The sequence below is a fragment of the Prolixibacter denitrificans genome, from assembly GCF_003014495.1.
In the GTDB taxonomy this organism is placed as follows: domain Bacteria; phylum Bacteroidota; class Bacteroidia; order Bacteroidales; family Prolixibacteraceae; genus Prolixibacter; species Prolixibacter denitrificans.
On record NZ_PYGC01000002.1, the window covers coordinates 713842 to 732563 of the forward strand.

Here is an 18722-nt window from a genome sequence, read left to right on the forward strand (position 1 = left end):
TATTGAGCATTACCTTGCGCCCGTTTTTTTATCTTTAAAAGGAATAAACAATAGCATTATGCAAAAACTTCTTTTCCTGTTGGTGTTGACTGTGATGGCTTCAGCCTGCCAGACACCTGTTCAAAAAAAAGTTGAAGTGAAGGATTTGAAACAGATGGTACACGAGGGGCACTTCAAAAAAGCATCCTCGATGATTGATTCGTTGGTGAAGTCGGGTGCCCTGACAGGAAAAGATTCCGCGAAAGCGGTTTACCTGAAAGATTTGATGCATCGAATTAAATTGGACTTCTCAAAGAACGAAGAACAGGTGCGAAGTGAGCTACAGCGTTACTATCCATCACTGACCGACAGCCAGATGAATGCCTGGGAGCAAACAGGTGCGCTGGAGATGCGCCGCATTGACGGACAAAAGCGATTCTTCCGGAATGCCGTGCCCAACCTGTTTCGCATCGATTCTGCGGAAGCGAAAGTGAAGCTAAAAGTGGATGGCCCGGCTATCGATGCAACCCGCGAATTCTGCAAGGTTTATGACAAGAAAATAGTGGAGGCAGGAAAACCGCTTACCAAACATTTCGAGTTCACCTACACCATAACGGTCAAGCCGAATGAGGTTCCGTGCGGTCAGGTCGTTCGTTGCTGGCTGCCTTTCCCACGCATTTCGGAGCCGCGGCAGGATGATGTGAAGCTGATATCCACTTCACAGAAGGATTTTCAACTGGCCGTGAATAAGGACAACCTGCAACGCTCACTCTACATGGAGCAATTTGCCCGGCAGGATTCACCGGTGGTTTTTAGCTACAAAGCTTCGTTTGATACGCATACGCAATTGGTTTCGCTCAATCCGGCGGAAGCCGAACCGTACGATACCACCAGTGCACTTTACCGGAACTACACCGCCCAGCGGCTACCGCAAATTATTTTCAGTGATGATATCCGGAAACTGACGAACCAAATTGTGGGCGACGAAACCAATCCCATCGTAAAAGCGAGAGATATTTTTAACTGGATTGACAGCAACATCCCCTGGGCGAGTGCGCTTGAATATTCCACGTTCGACAACATTCCCGAATATGTGCTGAAATACCGTCATGGCGATTGTGGCATGCAAACGTTGCTCTTCATGACGATGGCGCGGTTCGCCGGTGTTCCGGCCAAATGGCAGAGTGGCTGGATGATCTATCCGGTGGAGCTGAACCTGCATGATTGGTGCGAAGTCTATTTCGAAGGAATCGGCTGGGTGCCGGTTGACCCGTCTTTCGGTCGGTTGAACGTACCGCAGGAAGCAGTTCAGAATTTCTACTTCGGCGGTTACGATGGCTACAGGATGATTGTCAATGACGGTTTCAGTCAGCCTTTCACACCCGCCAAGGAATTTCCCCGCAGCGAACCCATCGATTTCCAGCGCGGCGAAGTGGAATGGAGCGGTGGCAATTTATACTTCGATCAGTGGAACTATCATATGGATATCAAAGAGGTGAAGTAGTGAGAAGGTGAGAAACGGAGAATGGGAGAAGTGGAAACCGAAGAGTGTAGCACTACCCACCTGACAGCGTCGGAAGACCTGTCAGCGTTTAGAAAGGAAACCCTGTCGGTGGTTTCAAACCCCGACAGTAGTTTGTTCCGAGATCGGTCGAATAGCTAACCAGACCGGAAAACAACCCGGAGGATCTGAATCAGGAAAATTCAACTATTCATCCGGAATAATTCAACCCGTTTCGGGCGTACGCTGTTAAAAGTTAGTCACCCTTCCCAATTTCATGGGAGGAGTGATTACCGGTTGTGGTTGCCGATAACGATAACCGGTTTTCTTCGGGCTTTAGCCGAATGAATGCTCAATTTAATTTCGACGCATATGAAAGCAATGATATTAGAAGAATTCGGAGGAGTGGAGAACCTGAAAATGGTGGATATACCGACTCCGACCGTTGCCTGGGACGAAGTACTGGTCCAGGTGAAGGCCATTAGCATTAACCCGGTGGATGTAAAGGCCCGGAAAGGTTATTCACTGAATTCCATCTTGTCCAAATGCAAACCGGTTATACTGGGATGGGATATCTCCGGTGTGGTGGTCAAAACCGGCTCGGGAGTTGACCAGTTCGGGATAGGAGATGAGGTCTTCGGAATGGTCAATTTTATGGGACATGGCAAGGCGTACGCCGAATATGTGGCAGCTCCGGCTGCGCACCTCGTGAAGAAGCCCAAAGGGATTTCTCACAGCGAAGCAGCGGCCAGTTGCTTGGCGGCCCTCACCGCCTGGCAGGCTTTTACCCATTTCGGGAAATTAAAAAAAGGCGACCGTGCCCTGATTCATGCCGCATCGGGCGGTGTCGGTCATTTTGCCGTTCAGATAGCCAAATACCTGGGCGCTTATGTGATTGGAACCTCTTCGGCGCCAAACCGCGATTTTGTGTTGCAATTGGGCGCCGATGAACACATCGACTACCGTGAACAGCCCTTTGAGAAGGTGGTGTCAGACATCGACTTTTGCCTCGAAGCCATGGGAAGGGGAAATTTCGGGCGTTCGGTAGAAGTGGTAAAACAAGGCGGGACCATTGTCAATCTTCCTTCCGGATTGACTGAAGAGGAGAAACAAAAGGCGCAGGATAAACAGCTTCAGGGCAGTTTCTTTATGCAGGTTTTTTCGGGCCGCGAAGATATGCAGGTCATTGCCGATATGCTCGAAAAAGGGCGACTCAAACCCCATATCTCACATACCTTCCCGTTCGACCAGCTGGCCGATGCCCATCGGCAGGTTGAAAGTGGCCGAACCGTAGGAAAAGTTTTAGTGACGTTGTAAATTCGCCAACCTGACAGTGTCCTGAGACCTATCGGCGTTTAGAAAGGAAACCCTGTCGGTGGTTGCAAACCCCGACAGTGGTTGGGCAGAGGTCGTTATCCCTAAGCGATGATATGTTCATTACTCCGGCGAAACCCGACTCAGACCGAAGGTTTGAAATCCCAAAATCGCCGATAGGCGATAAGTGTGCGGGCCCGTCAAAGTCGCCCGGGCCGGAGAGAGCGGGAATGGTTTTGCGCGGGAATTCAGGGATGTGGGCTCGCAAAGCAAAACCATGACGCGGGCTGAAGGATCACTTTGACTTGACCTTTTGGTTCTTTTGTGTCAAGACAAAAGGACATAAAAACAATTTCCTCAAGCCTTTTCGACGTTGTCAGGCATAAAACTACGATCAGTTTATATCCCAAAGAAATAAAATGACTCACTGTCAATACCCTCAAAATGTCATAGTCTGTATGTTATACAACTACCGGAATACGCGGGATTCAGCGAAACTAAACCCATATCAGGCTTGTTTAAAAGGGCACCAATAAAACGAAAGCAATAAACGAACAGGACGAACTGAATACATTCCCGTATTTGGTTCCATTAAATTCAAACTGAATGGGAAATAAGAAATTTGATCCGGCTACCCGGATTCAGCGGCTGGAGAATTTTGGTGAGTTCGGAGGCGTCAATCCTTCCATTACCGATAGCAGCACGTTTACCTTTATGGATGCGCAAACCATGTTAGATACTTTTCATGGTGAAACCGAAGGCTGCTTTTTATATTCGCGCCACTGGAATCCCAGCAACAAAGCTTTATCGGATGCTGTGGCGGCTATGGAAGGCACCGAAGGCGCCTGGGTAACCGGCTCGGGGATGAGTGCCATTACCACCGTTCTGCTGCAGTTGTGCAATGCCGGCGATCACATCGTGACCAGTGTCACCACGTACGGAGGAACCTATGCTTTTCTGAAAAACTACCTGCCCAAATTCAATATCGACGTTACGTTCGTGAATATCTCCGATTTGGAATCGGTGGAAGCGGCCATTCGCCCCAACACGAAATTGATTTACACCGAAAGTGTGACCAACCCGATGTTGCAGGTTTCCGACATTCCCAAACTGAGCGAGATAACCAAAAAGCACGACATCCAACTGGTCGTCGATAACACGTTTACCCCGATGATTCTCTCCCCGTTCCTGTTGGGAGCCGATATTGTCGTCTATTCGATGACCAAGTTTATCAACGGGAAAAACGATGGCGTTGCCGGGGCTATCTGTGCCAGCAATGAGTTCATCAAAGCCATTAGCGATGTGAACGACGGAACCGCCATGTTGCTGGGGCCGGTGTTGGACCCGATGCGTTCTTCCAGTATCCTGAAAAACCTGCATACACTCCATGTGCGGATGATGCAACACAGCAAAAACGCCATGTACCTGGCCAAACGGTTCCGGGAAATTGGTTTGAAATTCAGCTACCCGGGCTTGCCCGAACATCCCGACCATGAACTCATCAACAGCATCCGGAATGAAGAATTTGGCTACGGCGGTATGATTGCCATCGATATGGAAACGGCCGAGCGGGCAGCCAGTCTCATGGAGTTGATGCAGCAACGAGGCGTTGGTTATCATGCCGTCAGCCTGGGCTATTTCAAAACCCTGTTCAGCAATTCCGGTAAATCACCAGCAGCGAAGTGCCCGAAGAGGTGCAGCATGCTATGGGCATGTCGCCCGGCCTGGTTCGTTTCTCGGTAGGCCTGGATCACGATATCGAAAGCACGTACAATTTGATCCATTCGTGCCTGAAGGATTTGAATTTCATATAGTGCGAGCTAAACACCCCGTCAGCGGTTAAAAACCCTGACGGTGGTTGTTGCAACGGACACAAAAAACCTGACAGGTTTTTGAGAACCTGTCAGGTTTGTAACCATGCTGACAGGTGGGGCAACACAGGCCGAAGGTCTGGAATTCCACAGCCCGGGGCAACGCCCCGGGTAAAGGACGATAATGCAATTCGAAGCCTGAAGGGCTTCAACATCTCGAAACGAATTCGAAGAAAGTCCCAGCCCTACAGGCTGGTTGTTTATATCATACGCCTTTGTCTTGGGGCGTTGTCCCAAGCTTTGTGATGTGAGCCTTTCAGGCTCATCCTGCCGGATATTTATCCAAACTCGCCCAGTATGAAAACCACTGTCGGGGTTTCCAACCACCGACAGGGTAGCACAAAAAATCCCGACAGGCTATTATAACCCGCCGGGATTCAATTTTACTAACCCACTAAACCGGTATTTAATACCCCCTTCTTCACTACTATTCCCGCCTGCTATTCCGATATCAACTTCCTTCTGTTGAAAACTTCTGAACATAAAATCAAAGAAAAATATACGAATCGAAGAAGGATGATCGTTAACATAAAAAAACCCGGATAAGTATTAAGAGTAATCTGGGATCAGACCAAACATGCCTACAGTCCGTCGATTAACAACGCGCAACCAGCTCTTTAGGTATTATAAAAATAATGCCGAAGCTATTTATACCAATAATTGGCAAACAACAACATAACTCAAATCAAACGCGCTCTTTAGCGAAAATGCATTACCATGAAAATGAAAAAGAATCTAATTTACTTGCTTACTCTTGTAGTCTTTTCAGTAAGTTCAACAGCCGTAGCATACGGACAAACTTCGAGAACCACAGAAGGCCCTTCCCGGCAGGCCAAAATAGAAGATGCCAAAATGATTAAAGACCGTACGCTACTCGTGGTCTTAACCGATAATCCGGACTTTGACCAAAAGATTAATTACGTAGTTCATAAATACTGGACATTTAGCAGAAATATTGTATTTGTCGCATCCGATGACCTGAAAAAAACGCTCAATGAGAAGGAGACAAAGTACGCAGTATTGCTGATTAATAGAGTGCTAGTAACAGAAACGAACAAATGGGGTCAACCCGTATTCAGAAATAAATTTATTCGTTTTTCAATCAAGCTGGGCGAAAAACTGAATAAAAGGAGAGCGGTATATTATCAAGATGTTGCCTATTCCGATGAAGACCGGCAATCAAAAAAAGTCAAGCTATTCAAGAGGGATAAGGCGGAGCACCCATTTGATTTGGATGACAAGGAGATTCTGTTTGCATTGGATCAAATTCAGAATCACCTCATTGCTCGCTTCGAAGGAAAGCAGCGATTGACGATTGCCTGGGAACCTCTTGCCAACTCTGGAAAACTGGCCACCAAAACCTTACTCATTGCCAGAAAGGATATGGATAAAAAATTAACTGAACAAGACATTCGTGACACCTATCCGTATCCATTTAAAATAGTCGATCAAAAGGAGATAGAGCAAGCCTATTTGTCCCGAAATAAGGACGATGCTTTTGTAGAATTAGCGCCCTTTGGATACGCCAACGGCATAATGAGTCAGTACGTGGTTAATTGCGAAAATGGTCAACTTCTCAGTGTTGGTGCCGAGGATAATGGTTTGGGGTATAAAAACTATGTTAGCAAAGGCCATTTACGGGCCTACGTCCGACATGCCAATCTTGGGAAAAAAGGAATAACCAAGATGATATCAAAAAGCGACGCCAAGTATTGAGACCATGTCATCCTTTTCAGGGTAACATGTTTGTGGTTTCGGACAACCCCGTCAGTGGTTAAAAACCCTGACGGTGGTGGTTGCAACAGGCACAAAAAACCCTGACAGGTTTTCGAGAACCTGTCAGGTTTGGAATCACACAGACCATACCAGCCCTACAGGCTGGTTGTTTATATCATACACCTTTGTCTTGGGGCGTTGCCCCAAGCTATGGATTTGGAGCCTTTCAGGCTCGACAGATTAGGCTAAAGCCCTTCAATACAAAGGCATCCTTTTCACCCCCGGATGAATCCGGGGGCAATTGATTCAATACATCGAAACAGTTCTCCTTTCAGAAAACTTGAATTGCCCCTGACTTTAGTCGGGGGTATTGGGAGCATTAAATTTTTCTTTGGCTTTAGCCTAATCATTCAGAAGCCGGAAAGACTCCTCCGGAGTCCCATATTGTTAGAATCCATTCGTTCTCGACAAACATTCGACCCCAGCCGGGGTCGCACATCGATTTCCTGTTCCGTTTTTTAACAACATAACATCCCATCCGGGATGAAAAAACACCATCAGAATTTTAAAATTTCGCTCCCTCTATTTTACGTAATGTTGTATTTGGAGGTAGGCTGTAGCTTCGTCGTTCCTTCGTTCTTCCTTCGTCGGAGCTACCATGCTTGATTTAACAATAAGTGTCTTTTGAAGAACCCACTTTGAGAATAGCTTTGAGAGGTCCGAAACAGACATTCGTAAGGATAAAGGGTTTCTTATGTTTTGAAGCAGTTTTTGGCTAGGTGGGATAGGATATGGCCGCTGTTTATGGGAGTTTTCAGTCTCAAATTTGGCTATCAACTGAAAAGTGTTGAAAAGTAAATACGAAAAGAAAGGAGTAAAGCGTTAAATTATAAAACTTTTGACTGAAAAGTACAGCAAATATAGCTTGAACTTACTACTATCAGGAAATTTATACACAATTTTCTTTGACAAGACTATTGATTGCAACATGCAATTGTGTCTAATACGAAAAATTAACTAACAAAAGTAAAACCGGGTAAAAATGGCAAGTAACTTAAATGAAATCTCAAGATTCTTTTATGAAGAAGATTTGCGCTTCAAAACAAATCAAAATGATAATTCGATCATCTCTGGATTTGCAACTTCAAATTATATCAATCCAGATGGGGAGAAAAATCTATTAATGGTAGTGAAACTCGAAGAGGATGGCAAATACATTAAAATTTTTGCCCCAAACGCATTCTTAGTTCCCCAAGATAAGGCATCGTTATTTGCCCAAGTATGTGGAATGATTCAGTGGAAAACCAAACTTATCCAATTCGAGTACGACAATACTGACGGAGAGGTTAGACCAATTATTGAATTTCCCATTGAAGATTCCACATTGACAAAAAAACAATTAATGAGATGTGTGCATGGGATGATTCTTATTCTTGACGAATATTTTATGACATTGGATCGTACTATCAAACATGGAATTATTGAATTTGCAGATGAAAATTCTGAAAATCAATTAGCGGTCCTGTTAGACGCCTTGCCCGCAGAACTATTAGAAGAAGTATTGAGACAAAAACGAAGATAATTCAACCTAGCTGGGTTACAAATAAGTTAGGTGCAAGCTGGAAATAAGACTAAAATATGCTAAGTTGTCTTGCAAAGATGCATTATTATCTACCAGAGGAAGAAACTCATGTAGAATTTTACGAACCTTTATCCGATGAAGATTACCATAAAATTGAGACTTCATTAAATTTAGTAAGTGAATTTCGATATTATAAAAGATTAAAAGAATTTGTTGTCTTAAATTTTAAGGAAATAACTGCTTTTCTAGATAATTCTCCTAAAAAAATAACGGAGGTTAAGTTTTCAGTAGATTATATCAAAAGTACAGATGTCGAGTTTGTAAAAATAGAATTGAATCGATTACTAATGAATTATCTTTCATCCATCCGGACATACCTAGATCATTCTGAAACTAAGTTGAAAAAAAGGTATGGTAAGTCTTCTTCAGAATTTGACAATTTTAAAAAGAGTACAAATAAGCTTTATGATAATAAATTTGCTTATAGGTTTATTTATAAACTGAGGAATTACGCCCAACATATTGAGCTTCCAATTTCAAAAATTGGATATGAAACTCAAAGAGTTATGAAAAGTCAAGAAATCCGAAGAACTCTTACACCATATTTCGATAGAGACGAGTTATTAACAAAATATTCAGATTGGGGCGTTGTTGAGGATGATTTACTCAGAGAAAAAAGAACATTTCCCTTAATGTCAATTATAGAACAAATGACTGATTCCATTTTAAAAGTTGCGGAAGTGGTAGAAAAAGACATTAGGAAAAGCTTTTCACTACCCTTGAAAGAAGTTTTGTGTATGATAGAAAATAAAAGTAGTGAAAGAGGAATGGTTTTTTTAGCTCGCGATATCAAGAAAAACTCAAAAGGAGAAGTCATTCTGTATACTAATGTCTTCTTACCAATTAACGAAATGAGAGAAATCCTGAATGAAAGTACTGAATCCTAGATTGGCAAGCGCCAAACAGCTTAAATAAATAATTACCTCAGATTTTCCTATTCGGATATTAATTCAAATTAATAAAACTCAATGCCACAGCGGAAAATCGGACAATTTTCCACTACCGTTCATTTTATGCGCTCAGACGAATCACCCCTCAGCAAGGGGTAAACAACTTATTTCAGTAAAAACCTCGCGGTCCTTCTGCTGCGCTGCTCCACAAAAATACTGCGCCCGGAGGTGTGCCGCTCGATTTCCTCGTCGGTGTAATTCCGGATGGTGAGTAGATCGAGGCCGTTGTTGTAGCGCACGTCAAAATCTTCCTCCAGCTCTTCCATCAGGGTTTCAAAGTCGTGGTCGGGCTTGGTCACCGCCACCGACAAACTCAGCGCCGACTGCTGTACCATGTTCACCTCGATGCGGTAGCCGGCCAGCGTGGAGTAGATGTGGCCGATGGAAGCCTCGCCCATAAAGGAAAAGTCCTTGGGCGAGATGGTGAGCAGCACCTGGTTTCGTTTCAGAATGAAAATCGGGGTGTGTTCATCGGGATGCATTTCGCCGCCAATCACCGTCCCGATTTCGCCGGCCTGCAGGAACGACCGCACGTACAACGGAATATTCTTCTCGAACAGCGGCTTCATGGTTTTCGGGTGAATCACCTTCGCACCGAAATAAGTCAACTCCACCGCTTCCCGGTAGGTTAACCGCTCCAGCTTCAGCGTGGCATCGAAATACTGCGGGTCGGCATTCAGGATACCCGGCACATCTTTCCAGATGGTCACACTTTCGGCATCGAGCAGATGACCGAAGATAGCCGCCGTAAAGTCGGAACCTTCCCGCCCGAGCGTAGTCGTCAGATTCGAAGTGGTTGACCCGATGAAACCCTGGGTGACGTAACATTCCTCATCTTGGAAATTAACCATCTCTTTGGTCAGCTCTTCCGACAGCTCGTAATCGATGACAGCCTTCCGCCAGGTGTCGTCCGTGCGGATGCAACCACGCGCATCCATCCAGCGACAGGGAAATCCGTTCTCGTTCAGGTACGCACTGACAACGCGGGTCGACAACAACTCACCAAACGAGACAATCTGGTCGTATTCGTAATCGTAATTTAGCGAAGGCGGTACTGAAACACTGCTGACCAGCCGCTCGAATTCGTCGTTTACCTCGTTGCGTACGGGGCTTTCCGTGTCGGGGAACAGCTCGTCGATAATGGCGAAGTGCTCCGATTTGATGGTTTCGATGTGCTCCCACAACGCTTCGTCGCCCGAAAAATAGGTGCGCACCACTTGTTCCAGCGCATTGGTCGTTTTCCCAATGGCCGAAACGACTACCACCAGCTCTTCGTCGCGGAAGGATTGTAAAATAGTTGCCAGGTTACGAATGGCCGCGGCATCTTTCACCGAGGCACCACCAAATTTGAATATTTTCATTTCCCTAAGGTTTTTGTCACCCGAACCCCGAATTACTGGAGCCCTAAAGGTACTTCACTATAAAACGATGCTTTTGCTACTTCACCCCTAAAGAGGGGTTCCGAAAAAGAGATCAAACATTTAAAAACTATCAAATTGAAAGTAACCATCAGAATTTCACCCCTAAATCCCCTAAAGGGGACTTTAAGCCGCCCCTTTAGGGGAGGTTTGGAGGGGTAAACGGAAGGTCCGGTTGCAATTTGTAAGTTTTAATTTTGCAGTGAGCCCCTTCTCAATCTCTTCGATGATGGATTCAGCAAAATATCAAAAATTTCATCCTCATTAGATAAGCGCACTGCAATTGCACGCTTGCACTACCCTTAAGCCCCTTCAGGCCCCGAATTCTCGGGGTGGGGTAAAAAACAAATAATCATATCACCCTCTCTGTTTGTTTGCCGGCAAATCGTTTTGCTTTGCTGACAGTTCCTCTCTCATCACCGGAAGCCAGCCGTCGGGCACGATTTCCTCCTTCAGCACCCGCACAGCTTCCTGGTAACCGACCTCCATAATCTGGTCAATTTGCGGAAAGTCGAACGTTCCGAACCGGCGTGCCTCCGGCGGATCGATAAAATAATCGCACAGTTCCCGGCTCTTCGCCACATTTTGCGCAATGCTCAACTGGAAGCACCGTTCGGCAATTTCGCGGGTGCCGCTTATCTCTTCCACCGGCGAATTGTGGTTCGCATGAATGCCAACAACCACATCCACCTTGTCGCGAATGGCGTCGGCCGGCAAGTTATTGAACAGCCCACCGTCCACATAGGTTTGACCGTCGATTTTTTGCGGCGTGAAAACGAGCGGAATGGAGCTGGAGGCAATCACGAACTCGAACAGGCGGCCACTATGCCGGACTTCGTTCGCCCCGGTATTCAGGTTGGCCACCGATACATAAAACGGTTTCTTCAGCGCTGAAAAGTCGTTCTCTTCAATCTTCTCGGTGAGCAAGTCCTGCACTTTCTTCAGGTTCAGCAGCCCGCCTTTCCGTAACCGGATATCGATGAGCCGGTAGAACTTTTCATGGCGGATCATTTCCGAAATCTCATCGGGAGCATAACCGGCCGCGTACAAAACGCCCACCAGCGCCCCCATGCTCGTCCCGGAAACCACGTCAGGCTGCAGGCCGAATTCTTCAAGCGCCTTCAATGCCCCGATGTGTGCAAATCCACGGGCTCCTCCACCACTAAGCGCTATACCAAAACGAACTTTTCTACTGGTCATTCAACTAAATTTTTGCTGGTCTTTGTTCTGCAAATATGCTGGTTAATTCGTTTTCTGCAACGATTTGTATTCAGGAAATTTTCTCAAAAAAGGAGTTGATAAAAGTGTACATCGATGTACCGGTCGAATTTCCGGCCGGCCTCTTTCATTATGCCCATTAACTGAAATCCCAGCTTCCGATGCAGCGCGAAGCTCACTTCGTTTCCTTCCGATATGAGAGAAACAACACAATGAATTCCTTGCTCTTTCGCATATTTCAGGATGGCTTCGCTTAGCCGCAGCCCAATGCCCTGCCCCCGAAAGTTCTCATCGAGGTAGATGGAAAACTGCACCGTTTTGTCGTATGCCTGCTTCTCCGACCATTTCGACAGCGACGCATAACCCACCACCTCCTCATCGACCTCGGCCACCAGCACAGGATAATTTTCGTTGTGCAGGGCCAGCCACATACGTCGCTCCTCTTCCGACAGGGGAACCGTATCGAAGGTAGTCGTCGAATGCAGCACGGCATGATTGTAAATGCGGGTTATGGCGGGCACATCAGCCCCCGACGCCATTCGGATTGTCAGCATAATGATTAGTTATGAAAAGATGGAAGATAGAAAAATCGGGAGAATTCGGCAAGAAGGGGAAAAAGGATTCCCGCGGATTTTATCCACGGATTCACACGGATGGGCTTCGACTAAACGGTAGACTCCGATTGCCCCGTAGGGGTGTCGTGTCCTGAAATAGGTTTACACGATTGATGAACGTAAAATAACTTAATCTGGCTCCCCGGTTGGCGGGCTGTCCCCCTTTGGAGGGGGAATCAAAGGGGGAGGATTGGGCATAAAGACATTGACTACAGCTTAAGTTAAAATTAAAGATTGTTAAGCCCGGGAGCCGTTATTCTCCATCCGGTGTAGTTTTTTATATTTTTGCATCCGGATAACGAAACAGCATCGTATTGAAACGCGAACAGTTAATTGATTTTTATGCGCAACATCCGGGGGTGCAAGCCCTGGCGGGGCAACTTGCTACGCCTTTCGGACAAAAGCTACACGCGAAAGGCCTGAACGGTTCGGCGCCGTCGGTGGCCATGGCAGCGCTCTTTCAGAAGAAACCGTTTGGCGCCCTGATGCTCCTGAGCGACCGCGAAGAGGCAGCCTACTTTTACGACGATTTGCAGACGTTGGGCCTGGAAGAGCACGTCCTCTTTTTTCCGTCGTCGTACAAGCGCAGCGTTCAATACGAAAAAATCGAGAGCGAAAATATCATTTTGCGGACTGATGTGCTGAACCAACTGGTGGAAGCCGAAGAGCGGTTCATCGTGGTTTCGTACCCGGAAGCGGTGATGGAGAAGGTCATCTCCGGAAAGGGACTGGAAAAACACACCCTGACCGTTCGTGTAGGTGAAAAGCTCTCCATCTCGTTTGTCAACGAAGTGCTGTTCGAATATGGTTTCGAGCGGGTTGATTTTGTGTATGAGCCGGGGCAATATTCCATCCGCGGTTCCATTGTCGACATTTTCTCTTTTGCGCACGAGGACCCGTACCGTATCGATTTCTTCGGCGATGAGGTGGAGACTATCCGCACGTTTGACATTGAGAACCAGATTTCGAAGGACGCCCTGAAAAAGATCTCCATCATTCCGAATATCCAGGAAGGATTGCAGGAGGAAGAGCGGATTTCATTTTTCGAATTCCTGAAGGATGATACCTTGCTGATCACCGACGATCTGCGTTTCAGCGCCGAGCGAATGACCGAAATGTACAAAAGTGCCCGGGAGAAAAATCTGGAAACCGACTTACTGGTAGACGATTTGGTCATTAGTGGAAACGCCCTGTTGGAACGGGCTGAAGCATTGACCTGCATCGAAATTGGGCCGAAAGCGCATTTCAAATCGGAAGAGATTCCGTTTCACATCAAACCGCAACCGGTTTTCAACAAGAATTTCAACCTGTTGGGCGATAATCTTCGTGAAAATTCCCAGCTGGGTTACATCAATATTATCCTGTCGTCGAGCGAGAAGCAGGTGGAACGCCTCCACGCTATTTTCGAAGACAAAGGCGATCCCCAGGAGTTCGATCATCTTCCGTTTGCACTGAAGGAAGGTTTCATCGATCACGATCTGAAACTTTGCTGCTATACCGACCACCAGATTTTCGAACGGTACCACCGTTTCAAACTGCGTTCGAAGAAATCGGCGCGGCAGGCCATTACACTTAAGGAATTGGCCAAGTTGCATCCGGGCGACTATGTGGTTCACGTCGATCACGGTATCGGGAAATTTGCGGGTTTGGTAAGAACCGAGGAGGATGGCAAAACACAGGAAGCTATCCGGCTCATTTATCGTGATAACGATTCGTTGCTGGTGAGCATTCATTCGCTGCACCGCATTTCGAAATACAAAGGGAAGGACGGCACCGAACCGAAGATCAACAAGCTGGGAACGGCTGCCTGGCAAAATCTGAAGAACAAAACCAAGAAGAAGGTTAAGGACATTGCCCGCGAGCTGATTGGTTTGTATGCACACCGTAAAGCGGAAGACGGTTTTGCTTTTGCCCGCGACTCGTACCTGCAGCAGGAGCTGGAAGCCAGCTTTATCTACGAAGATACGCCGGACCAGTTGAAAGCTACGGTTGCCACTAAGGAGGACATGGAGAAAACCATGCCCATGGACCGGCTTATTTGTGGCGACGTTGGCTTCGGTAAAACCGAAGTAGCTATCCGGGCTGCCTTCAAAGCGGTCACCGACAGCAAGCAGGTTGCCGTTTTGGTTCCGACCACGATTCTGGCGTTTCAGCATTTCAAAACATTCAATGAACGCCTGAGCGATTTTCCCTGCCGCATTGAGTACATCAGCCGGCTGCGTAAGCCTGCCGAGGTACGGCACATTCTGAAAGAGGTGGCCGAAGGGAAAGTGGATATTGTGATTGGAACGCATCGGCTGGTAGGGAAGGATGTCAAATTCAAGGACCTCGGGCTGTTGGTTATCGATGAGGAGCAGAAATTCGGGGTGTCCGTGAAGGAAAAACTGAAGCACCTGAAAGTGAATGTGGACACACTGACGCTGACCGCGACACCGATTCCGAGAACACTGCAGTTTTCACTGATGGGAGCGCGCGATTTGTCCATCATCAATACACCGCCGCCCAACCGGTTCCCCATCAACACCGAAGTACACGGTTTCAACGAAGATATCATCCGCGAGGCAATTACCTACGAGGTAGCACGTGGTGGTCAGGTTTTCTTCATCAATAATCGCGTTCAAAATATTTACGAGGTCGAGGCGCTCATCAAACGGATTGTGCCGGGCGTGCGTACCGTAGTTGGCCACGGCCAGATGGAAGGTTCGCAGCTGGAGAAAGTGATGCTCGACTTCATCAACGGCGAGTTCGATGTGCTCATCGCTACGACCATCATCGAATCGGGACTGGATATTCCGAATGCCAATACCATCATCATCAACCAGGCGCATAACTTTGGTTTGAGCGAGCTGCACCAGTTGCGCGGACGCGTGGGACGTTCCAACAAAAAAGCGTTCTGCTACCTGCTCGCACCGCCGATGACCAGCATGACCCCTGAAGCAAGGCGACGGCTACAGGCCATCGAAGAGTTCTCCGATTTGGGTAGCGGATTCAGCATTGCCATGCAGGATTTGGATATCCGGGGAGCCGGAAACCTGCTGGGAGCCGAACAAAGCGGTTTCATTGCCGATATCGGTTTCGAGACGTACCACCGCATCCTCAATGAAGCGATTCAGGAATTGAAGCACGAAGAATTCCAGCAACTGTACAAAGAGGAAGAATCGCGCGAAGCCAACGAAGCTTTCCTGAACCTGCGTTTTGTGAATGATTGCCAGGTGGACACCGATCTGGAACTGCTCTTCCCCGAAAGCTACATCTCCAGCATTTCGGAGCGCATGTTGCTCTACCGCGAACTGGACAATATCGAGGACAACGATGCTTTGGAACAGTTCCGCGCACAGCTCATCGACCGCTTTGGCAAACTGCCCGACTCGACGATTGAGTTGCTGGAAGTGGTTCGCCTCCGCTGGACAGCCATCGAACTAAACCTCGAGAAGATCATTCTGAAGAACAAAAAGATGATTTGCTATTTTCCGTCTGACCAGCAATCGCCGTTTTACCAGACGGGCCTTTTCGGGAATATCCTGCAATGGCTTCAGACCCATCCGAAGAAATGCCGGATAAAGGAGTCGAAGGGAAAACTCAGCATTATCTTCAGCGAGGTAACTTCCATTCAACATGCCGTTACGCTGTTAAGTGAAATTGCAGAAAGTGTCATCCCCGAACGGGTAAAAGCCAATTGATAAAAATTGTTAATTAAGCCTTTAGCGTTACACATCCACCAGAATCCATTAACTTTGTCCCCCAAAGAAAAAGACCACGATGCATCGCATACACCAATTAATACTGACCTCTACAGTCTGTCTGATTCTGAGCACCGGTTTGTTCAGCAGGGTATCAGCGCAGGATAGTTTGGCTACAAGCTATTCGGCTCACGTTGATACCGTATTGACTAAAAATGATTTGACCAGTGATAGTCTGTTGCACGTCAATCTGAAATCGATTGACATTATTCCTCCGTTTAAATTCAAGAACCATCATCAGGAAAAGAAATATGATGAGTTGGTGGAGGATGTGAAGAAGACGTATCCGCTGGCCATGATTGTCAGCAAAGAGCTGAACCGCGTGAAAAAAGAACTCGACCAGGTTTATACTTCCCCCGCCCGCCGGAAGAAATACATGAAATGGTACCAGCATTACATCAAGGAGACTTACATGGATACCCTGAAGACGTTGAATCTGCGCCAGGGGAGGCTGTTGCTTAAACTCATCGACCGGGAAACAGGCGAAACAGCTTACGATTTGCTGAAAGAGTACCGCGGCGGCGGACAGGCCTTTCTGTGGAACTCGCTGGCGTTTCTAACGGGTTCCAGCCTGAAATCGGATTTCGATCCGGAAGAGGATGCCATGCTCGAACATATCCTTCGCCGGTACGAAGCCGGAGAGTTTCATTAACAGAAAGTAAAATCACTTATTAAAACTTTTTAAGAACTTTTTTTTTACGTCCGGATTCGCTTATTTTTACTAGTTCAAAATAAACCAGAAAGCCTATCATGGACTTAAGTAAAAAGTTGCAGAGCGACAATCCGGTTTTTTACGGATTTGGCGAGTATGCCCCAACCAACCTCACCCACAGGGACATGCTCACGAAATATGAAAAAGCTCCCACGTACATTTATCCTGAAGGAAAAGATGTTTCGCAGGCAGTAGCTGACGAGATTGCCGATTTCATTAAAGAGAAACAAAAGAAAGGGGAAAAATGTGTTTTGGGGCTGCCTACCGGTTCGACGCAGTTGGGGATTTATGCCGAACTGGTGCGTAAGCACAGGGAAGAAGGCCTGAGCTTTAGCAATGTTGTTACCTTCAACATTGACGAGTACTACCCGATGTCTCCGCATTCCATCCACAGTTACAACAACTACATGCAGCGTCATCTTTATGAGCATGTCGACATTCCGGAAGAAAATATTCATATTCCGGATGGCACGATCATGTTCGACTCGGTGCACGATTACTGTCGTGAATACGAAAAGATGATCAAGGAGGCTGGCGGCATCGATTTAATGCTGTTGGGTATTGGGCGTACCGGTCACATTGGTTTCAACGAGCCCGGTTCGGGACGGAATACCCGCACCCGGATTATCACGCTCGATCCGGTCACCCGACAGGAAGAAGCCACCGAATTTCAGGGTTTCATCAACGTACCCCGACGCGCCATTACGATGGGAGTTGATACCATTCTGGAGTCCCGGAAAATTATATTGGTAGCCTTAGGCGAATCGAAAGCCAGTGTCATCCAGAAAACCGTGGAAGAAGATCCGGATAGTGATGTTCCCGCATCCTTCATTCAAGAACACCACGATGTAAAAGTGGTGCTCGACAGTGGTGCGAGTTCACAACTCGTTAGGGTACGCACGCCATGGCTGGTCGACAACATGGACTGGAACGACGACAGATTGGTACGGAAAGCGGTGGTTTGGTTGTGTAAACAAGCAAAGAAGCCCATCCTGAAGCTGACCGGTAAGGACTACAACGATTTTGGCCTGAGTGATTTGCTGGCCACGGTCGGTTCGGCTTACCGAATCAATATCAAGGTATTTAACGACTTGCAGCATACCATCACCGGGTGGCCCGGCGGAAAACCGGAGGTCGACGACTCGAACCGTCCCGAGAGAGCCGAACCAGCGAAAAAACGAATTGTCATTTTCAGTCCCCACCCCGACGATGATGTCATCTCGATGGGAGGAACACTGCTTCGCCTGGTGGAACAGGGCCACGATGTACACGTGGCTTACCAGGTATCGGGTAATTTCGCGGTAGCGGATGAATACATTTCACGTTACCTCGATTTCCATCACGAATATGCTGAGTTCTATAATCCGGGAAACGAAAAAGCCAAAGAACAGAAAGAGAAAGTTCTTTCGTTCCTGAAAAATAAAAAGGACGATGAAGTGGACATCATGGACGTTCGGAAAGCCAAAGGTTTGATTCGCCGGATGGAAGCGCGTTCCGCTTTGCGGTATTTCGGTATTCCCGATTCGCATATCCATTTCCTCGATCTTCCTTTTTATGAAAGTGGAAGACGTCAGAAAAATCCGGTTGGCGAAGAAGATGTCAAAATCGTCATGAACCTGCTGAATGAGGTAGAACCGCACCAGATTTTTGCCGCCGGCGATTTGTCCGATCCACACGGAACACACAGGGTTTGTCTCGATACCATTTTTATCGCACTCGAGCACTTGCGGACCGATAAAGATTGGATGAAAACCTGCTGGGTTTGGCTCTACCGTGGTGCCTGGGCCGAGTGGGAAGCCGACGAAATCGAGATGGCTGTTCCCATTAGTCCAATTGAGCTGGCCCGGAAACGCGAAGCCATTTTGCGCCACCAATCTCAAAAAGAGGGTGCCATGTTTATGGGCGAAGACGAGCGGGAATTCTGGCAACGTGCCGAACAGCGAAACAGGGCAACAGCAAGCCTTTACGATCAGCTGGGAATGGCCGAGTACGAAGCCATGGAAGCCTTTGTTAAATACTATCCGTGAGAGATTTCAACGATCCGTTG

12 protein-coding genes are annotated in these 18722 nt (G+C 47.2%); 9 read left to right on the top strand and 3 right to left on the bottom strand.

Translation table 11 applies throughout. The annotated features are described in order from the left end of the window. The first annotated feature begins 58 nt into the window (after positions 1-58). The 6 genes from CLV93_RS06670 (at position 59) to CLV93_RS06695 (ending at position 8910) form a co-directional block, all read left to right on the top strand. A complete protein-coding gene (locus CLV93_RS06670) occupies positions 59-1483 on the top strand; it encodes a transglutaminase-like domain-containing protein (protein WP_106541380.1) in 1425 nt (474 codons plus the stop codon). A 369-nt stretch (positions 1484-1852) separates the two neighbouring features. After that, a complete protein-coding gene (locus CLV93_RS06675) occupies positions 1853-2797 on the top strand; it encodes an NADP-dependent oxidoreductase (RefSeq protein WP_106541436.1) in 945 nt (314 codons plus the stop codon). Positions 2798-3400: 603 nt separating this feature from the next. Next, positions 3401-4537 carry an aminotransferase class I/II-fold pyridoxal phosphate-dependent enzyme gene (locus CLV93_RS06680; RefSeq protein WP_211297754.1) on the top strand — a complete coding sequence of 379 codons (1137 nt, stop codon included), beginning with the start codon at positions 3401-3403 and terminating at the stop codon, positions 4535-4537. A gap of 845 nt (positions 4538-5382) precedes the next feature. Next, positions 5383-6381, top strand: coding sequence for a hypothetical protein (locus tag CLV93_RS06685; protein WP_106541381.1), 999 nt, complete (start codon positions 5383-5385; stop codon positions 6379-6381). 1042 nt (positions 6382-7423) lie between these two features. Then, positions 7424-7963 carry a hypothetical protein gene (locus CLV93_RS06690; protein ID WP_106541382.1) on the top strand — a complete coding sequence of 180 codons (540 nt, stop codon included), beginning with the start codon at positions 7424-7426 and terminating at the stop codon, positions 7961-7963. Between the two features lie 77 nt (positions 7964-8040). Beyond that, positions 8041-8910 (top strand): hypothetical protein, encoded by an 870-nt coding sequence (locus tag CLV93_RS06695; protein ID WP_146141968.1) that lies wholly within the window; start codon positions 8041-8043, stop codon positions 8908-8910. 167 nt (positions 8911-9077) lie between these two features. On the opposite strand, the gene CLV93_RS06700 is transcribed toward CLV93_RS06695, so the two are convergent. From CLV93_RS06700 to CLV93_RS06710, 3 genes are all read right to left on the bottom strand, one after another. Further along, on the bottom strand, positions 9078-10334 hold the full coding sequence (locus tag CLV93_RS06700) for an aspartate kinase (protein WP_106541384.1): 1257 nt from the start codon (positions 10332-10334) through the stop codon (positions 9078-9080). 414 nt (positions 10335-10748) lie between these two features. Then, positions 10749-11591, bottom strand: a complete 843-nt coding sequence (locus CLV93_RS06705; RefSeq protein WP_106541385.1) for a patatin-like phospholipase family protein — start codon at positions 11589-11591, stop codon at positions 10749-10751. 83 nt (positions 11592-11674) lie between these two features. Next, entirely contained in the window at positions 11675-12163 is a 489-nt protein-coding gene (locus CLV93_RS06710; RefSeq protein ID WP_106541386.1) for a GNAT family N-acetyltransferase, read from the bottom strand. Between the two features lie 374 nt (positions 12164-12537). Here CLV93_RS06710 and mfd point away from each other — a divergent pair, with 374 nt between their 5' ends. From mfd to nagB, 3 genes are all read left to right on the top strand, one after another. Next, positions 12538-15903, top strand: coding sequence for a transcription-repair coupling factor (gene mfd, locus CLV93_RS06715; RefSeq protein ID WP_106541387.1), 3366 nt, complete (start codon positions 12538-12540; stop codon positions 15901-15903). Between the two features lie 79 nt (positions 15904-15982). After that, a complete protein-coding gene (locus CLV93_RS06720; RefSeq protein ID WP_106541388.1) occupies positions 15983-16615 on the top strand; it encodes a DUF4294 domain-containing protein in 633 nt (210 codons plus the stop codon). 98 nt (positions 16616-16713) lie between these two features. Next, positions 16714-18702 carry a glucosamine-6-phosphate deaminase gene (gene nagB / locus CLV93_RS06725; RefSeq protein WP_106541389.1) on the top strand — a complete coding sequence of 663 codons (1989 nt, stop codon included), beginning with the start codon at positions 16714-16716 and terminating at the stop codon, positions 18700-18702. Positions 18703-18722 lie beyond the last annotated feature (20 nt).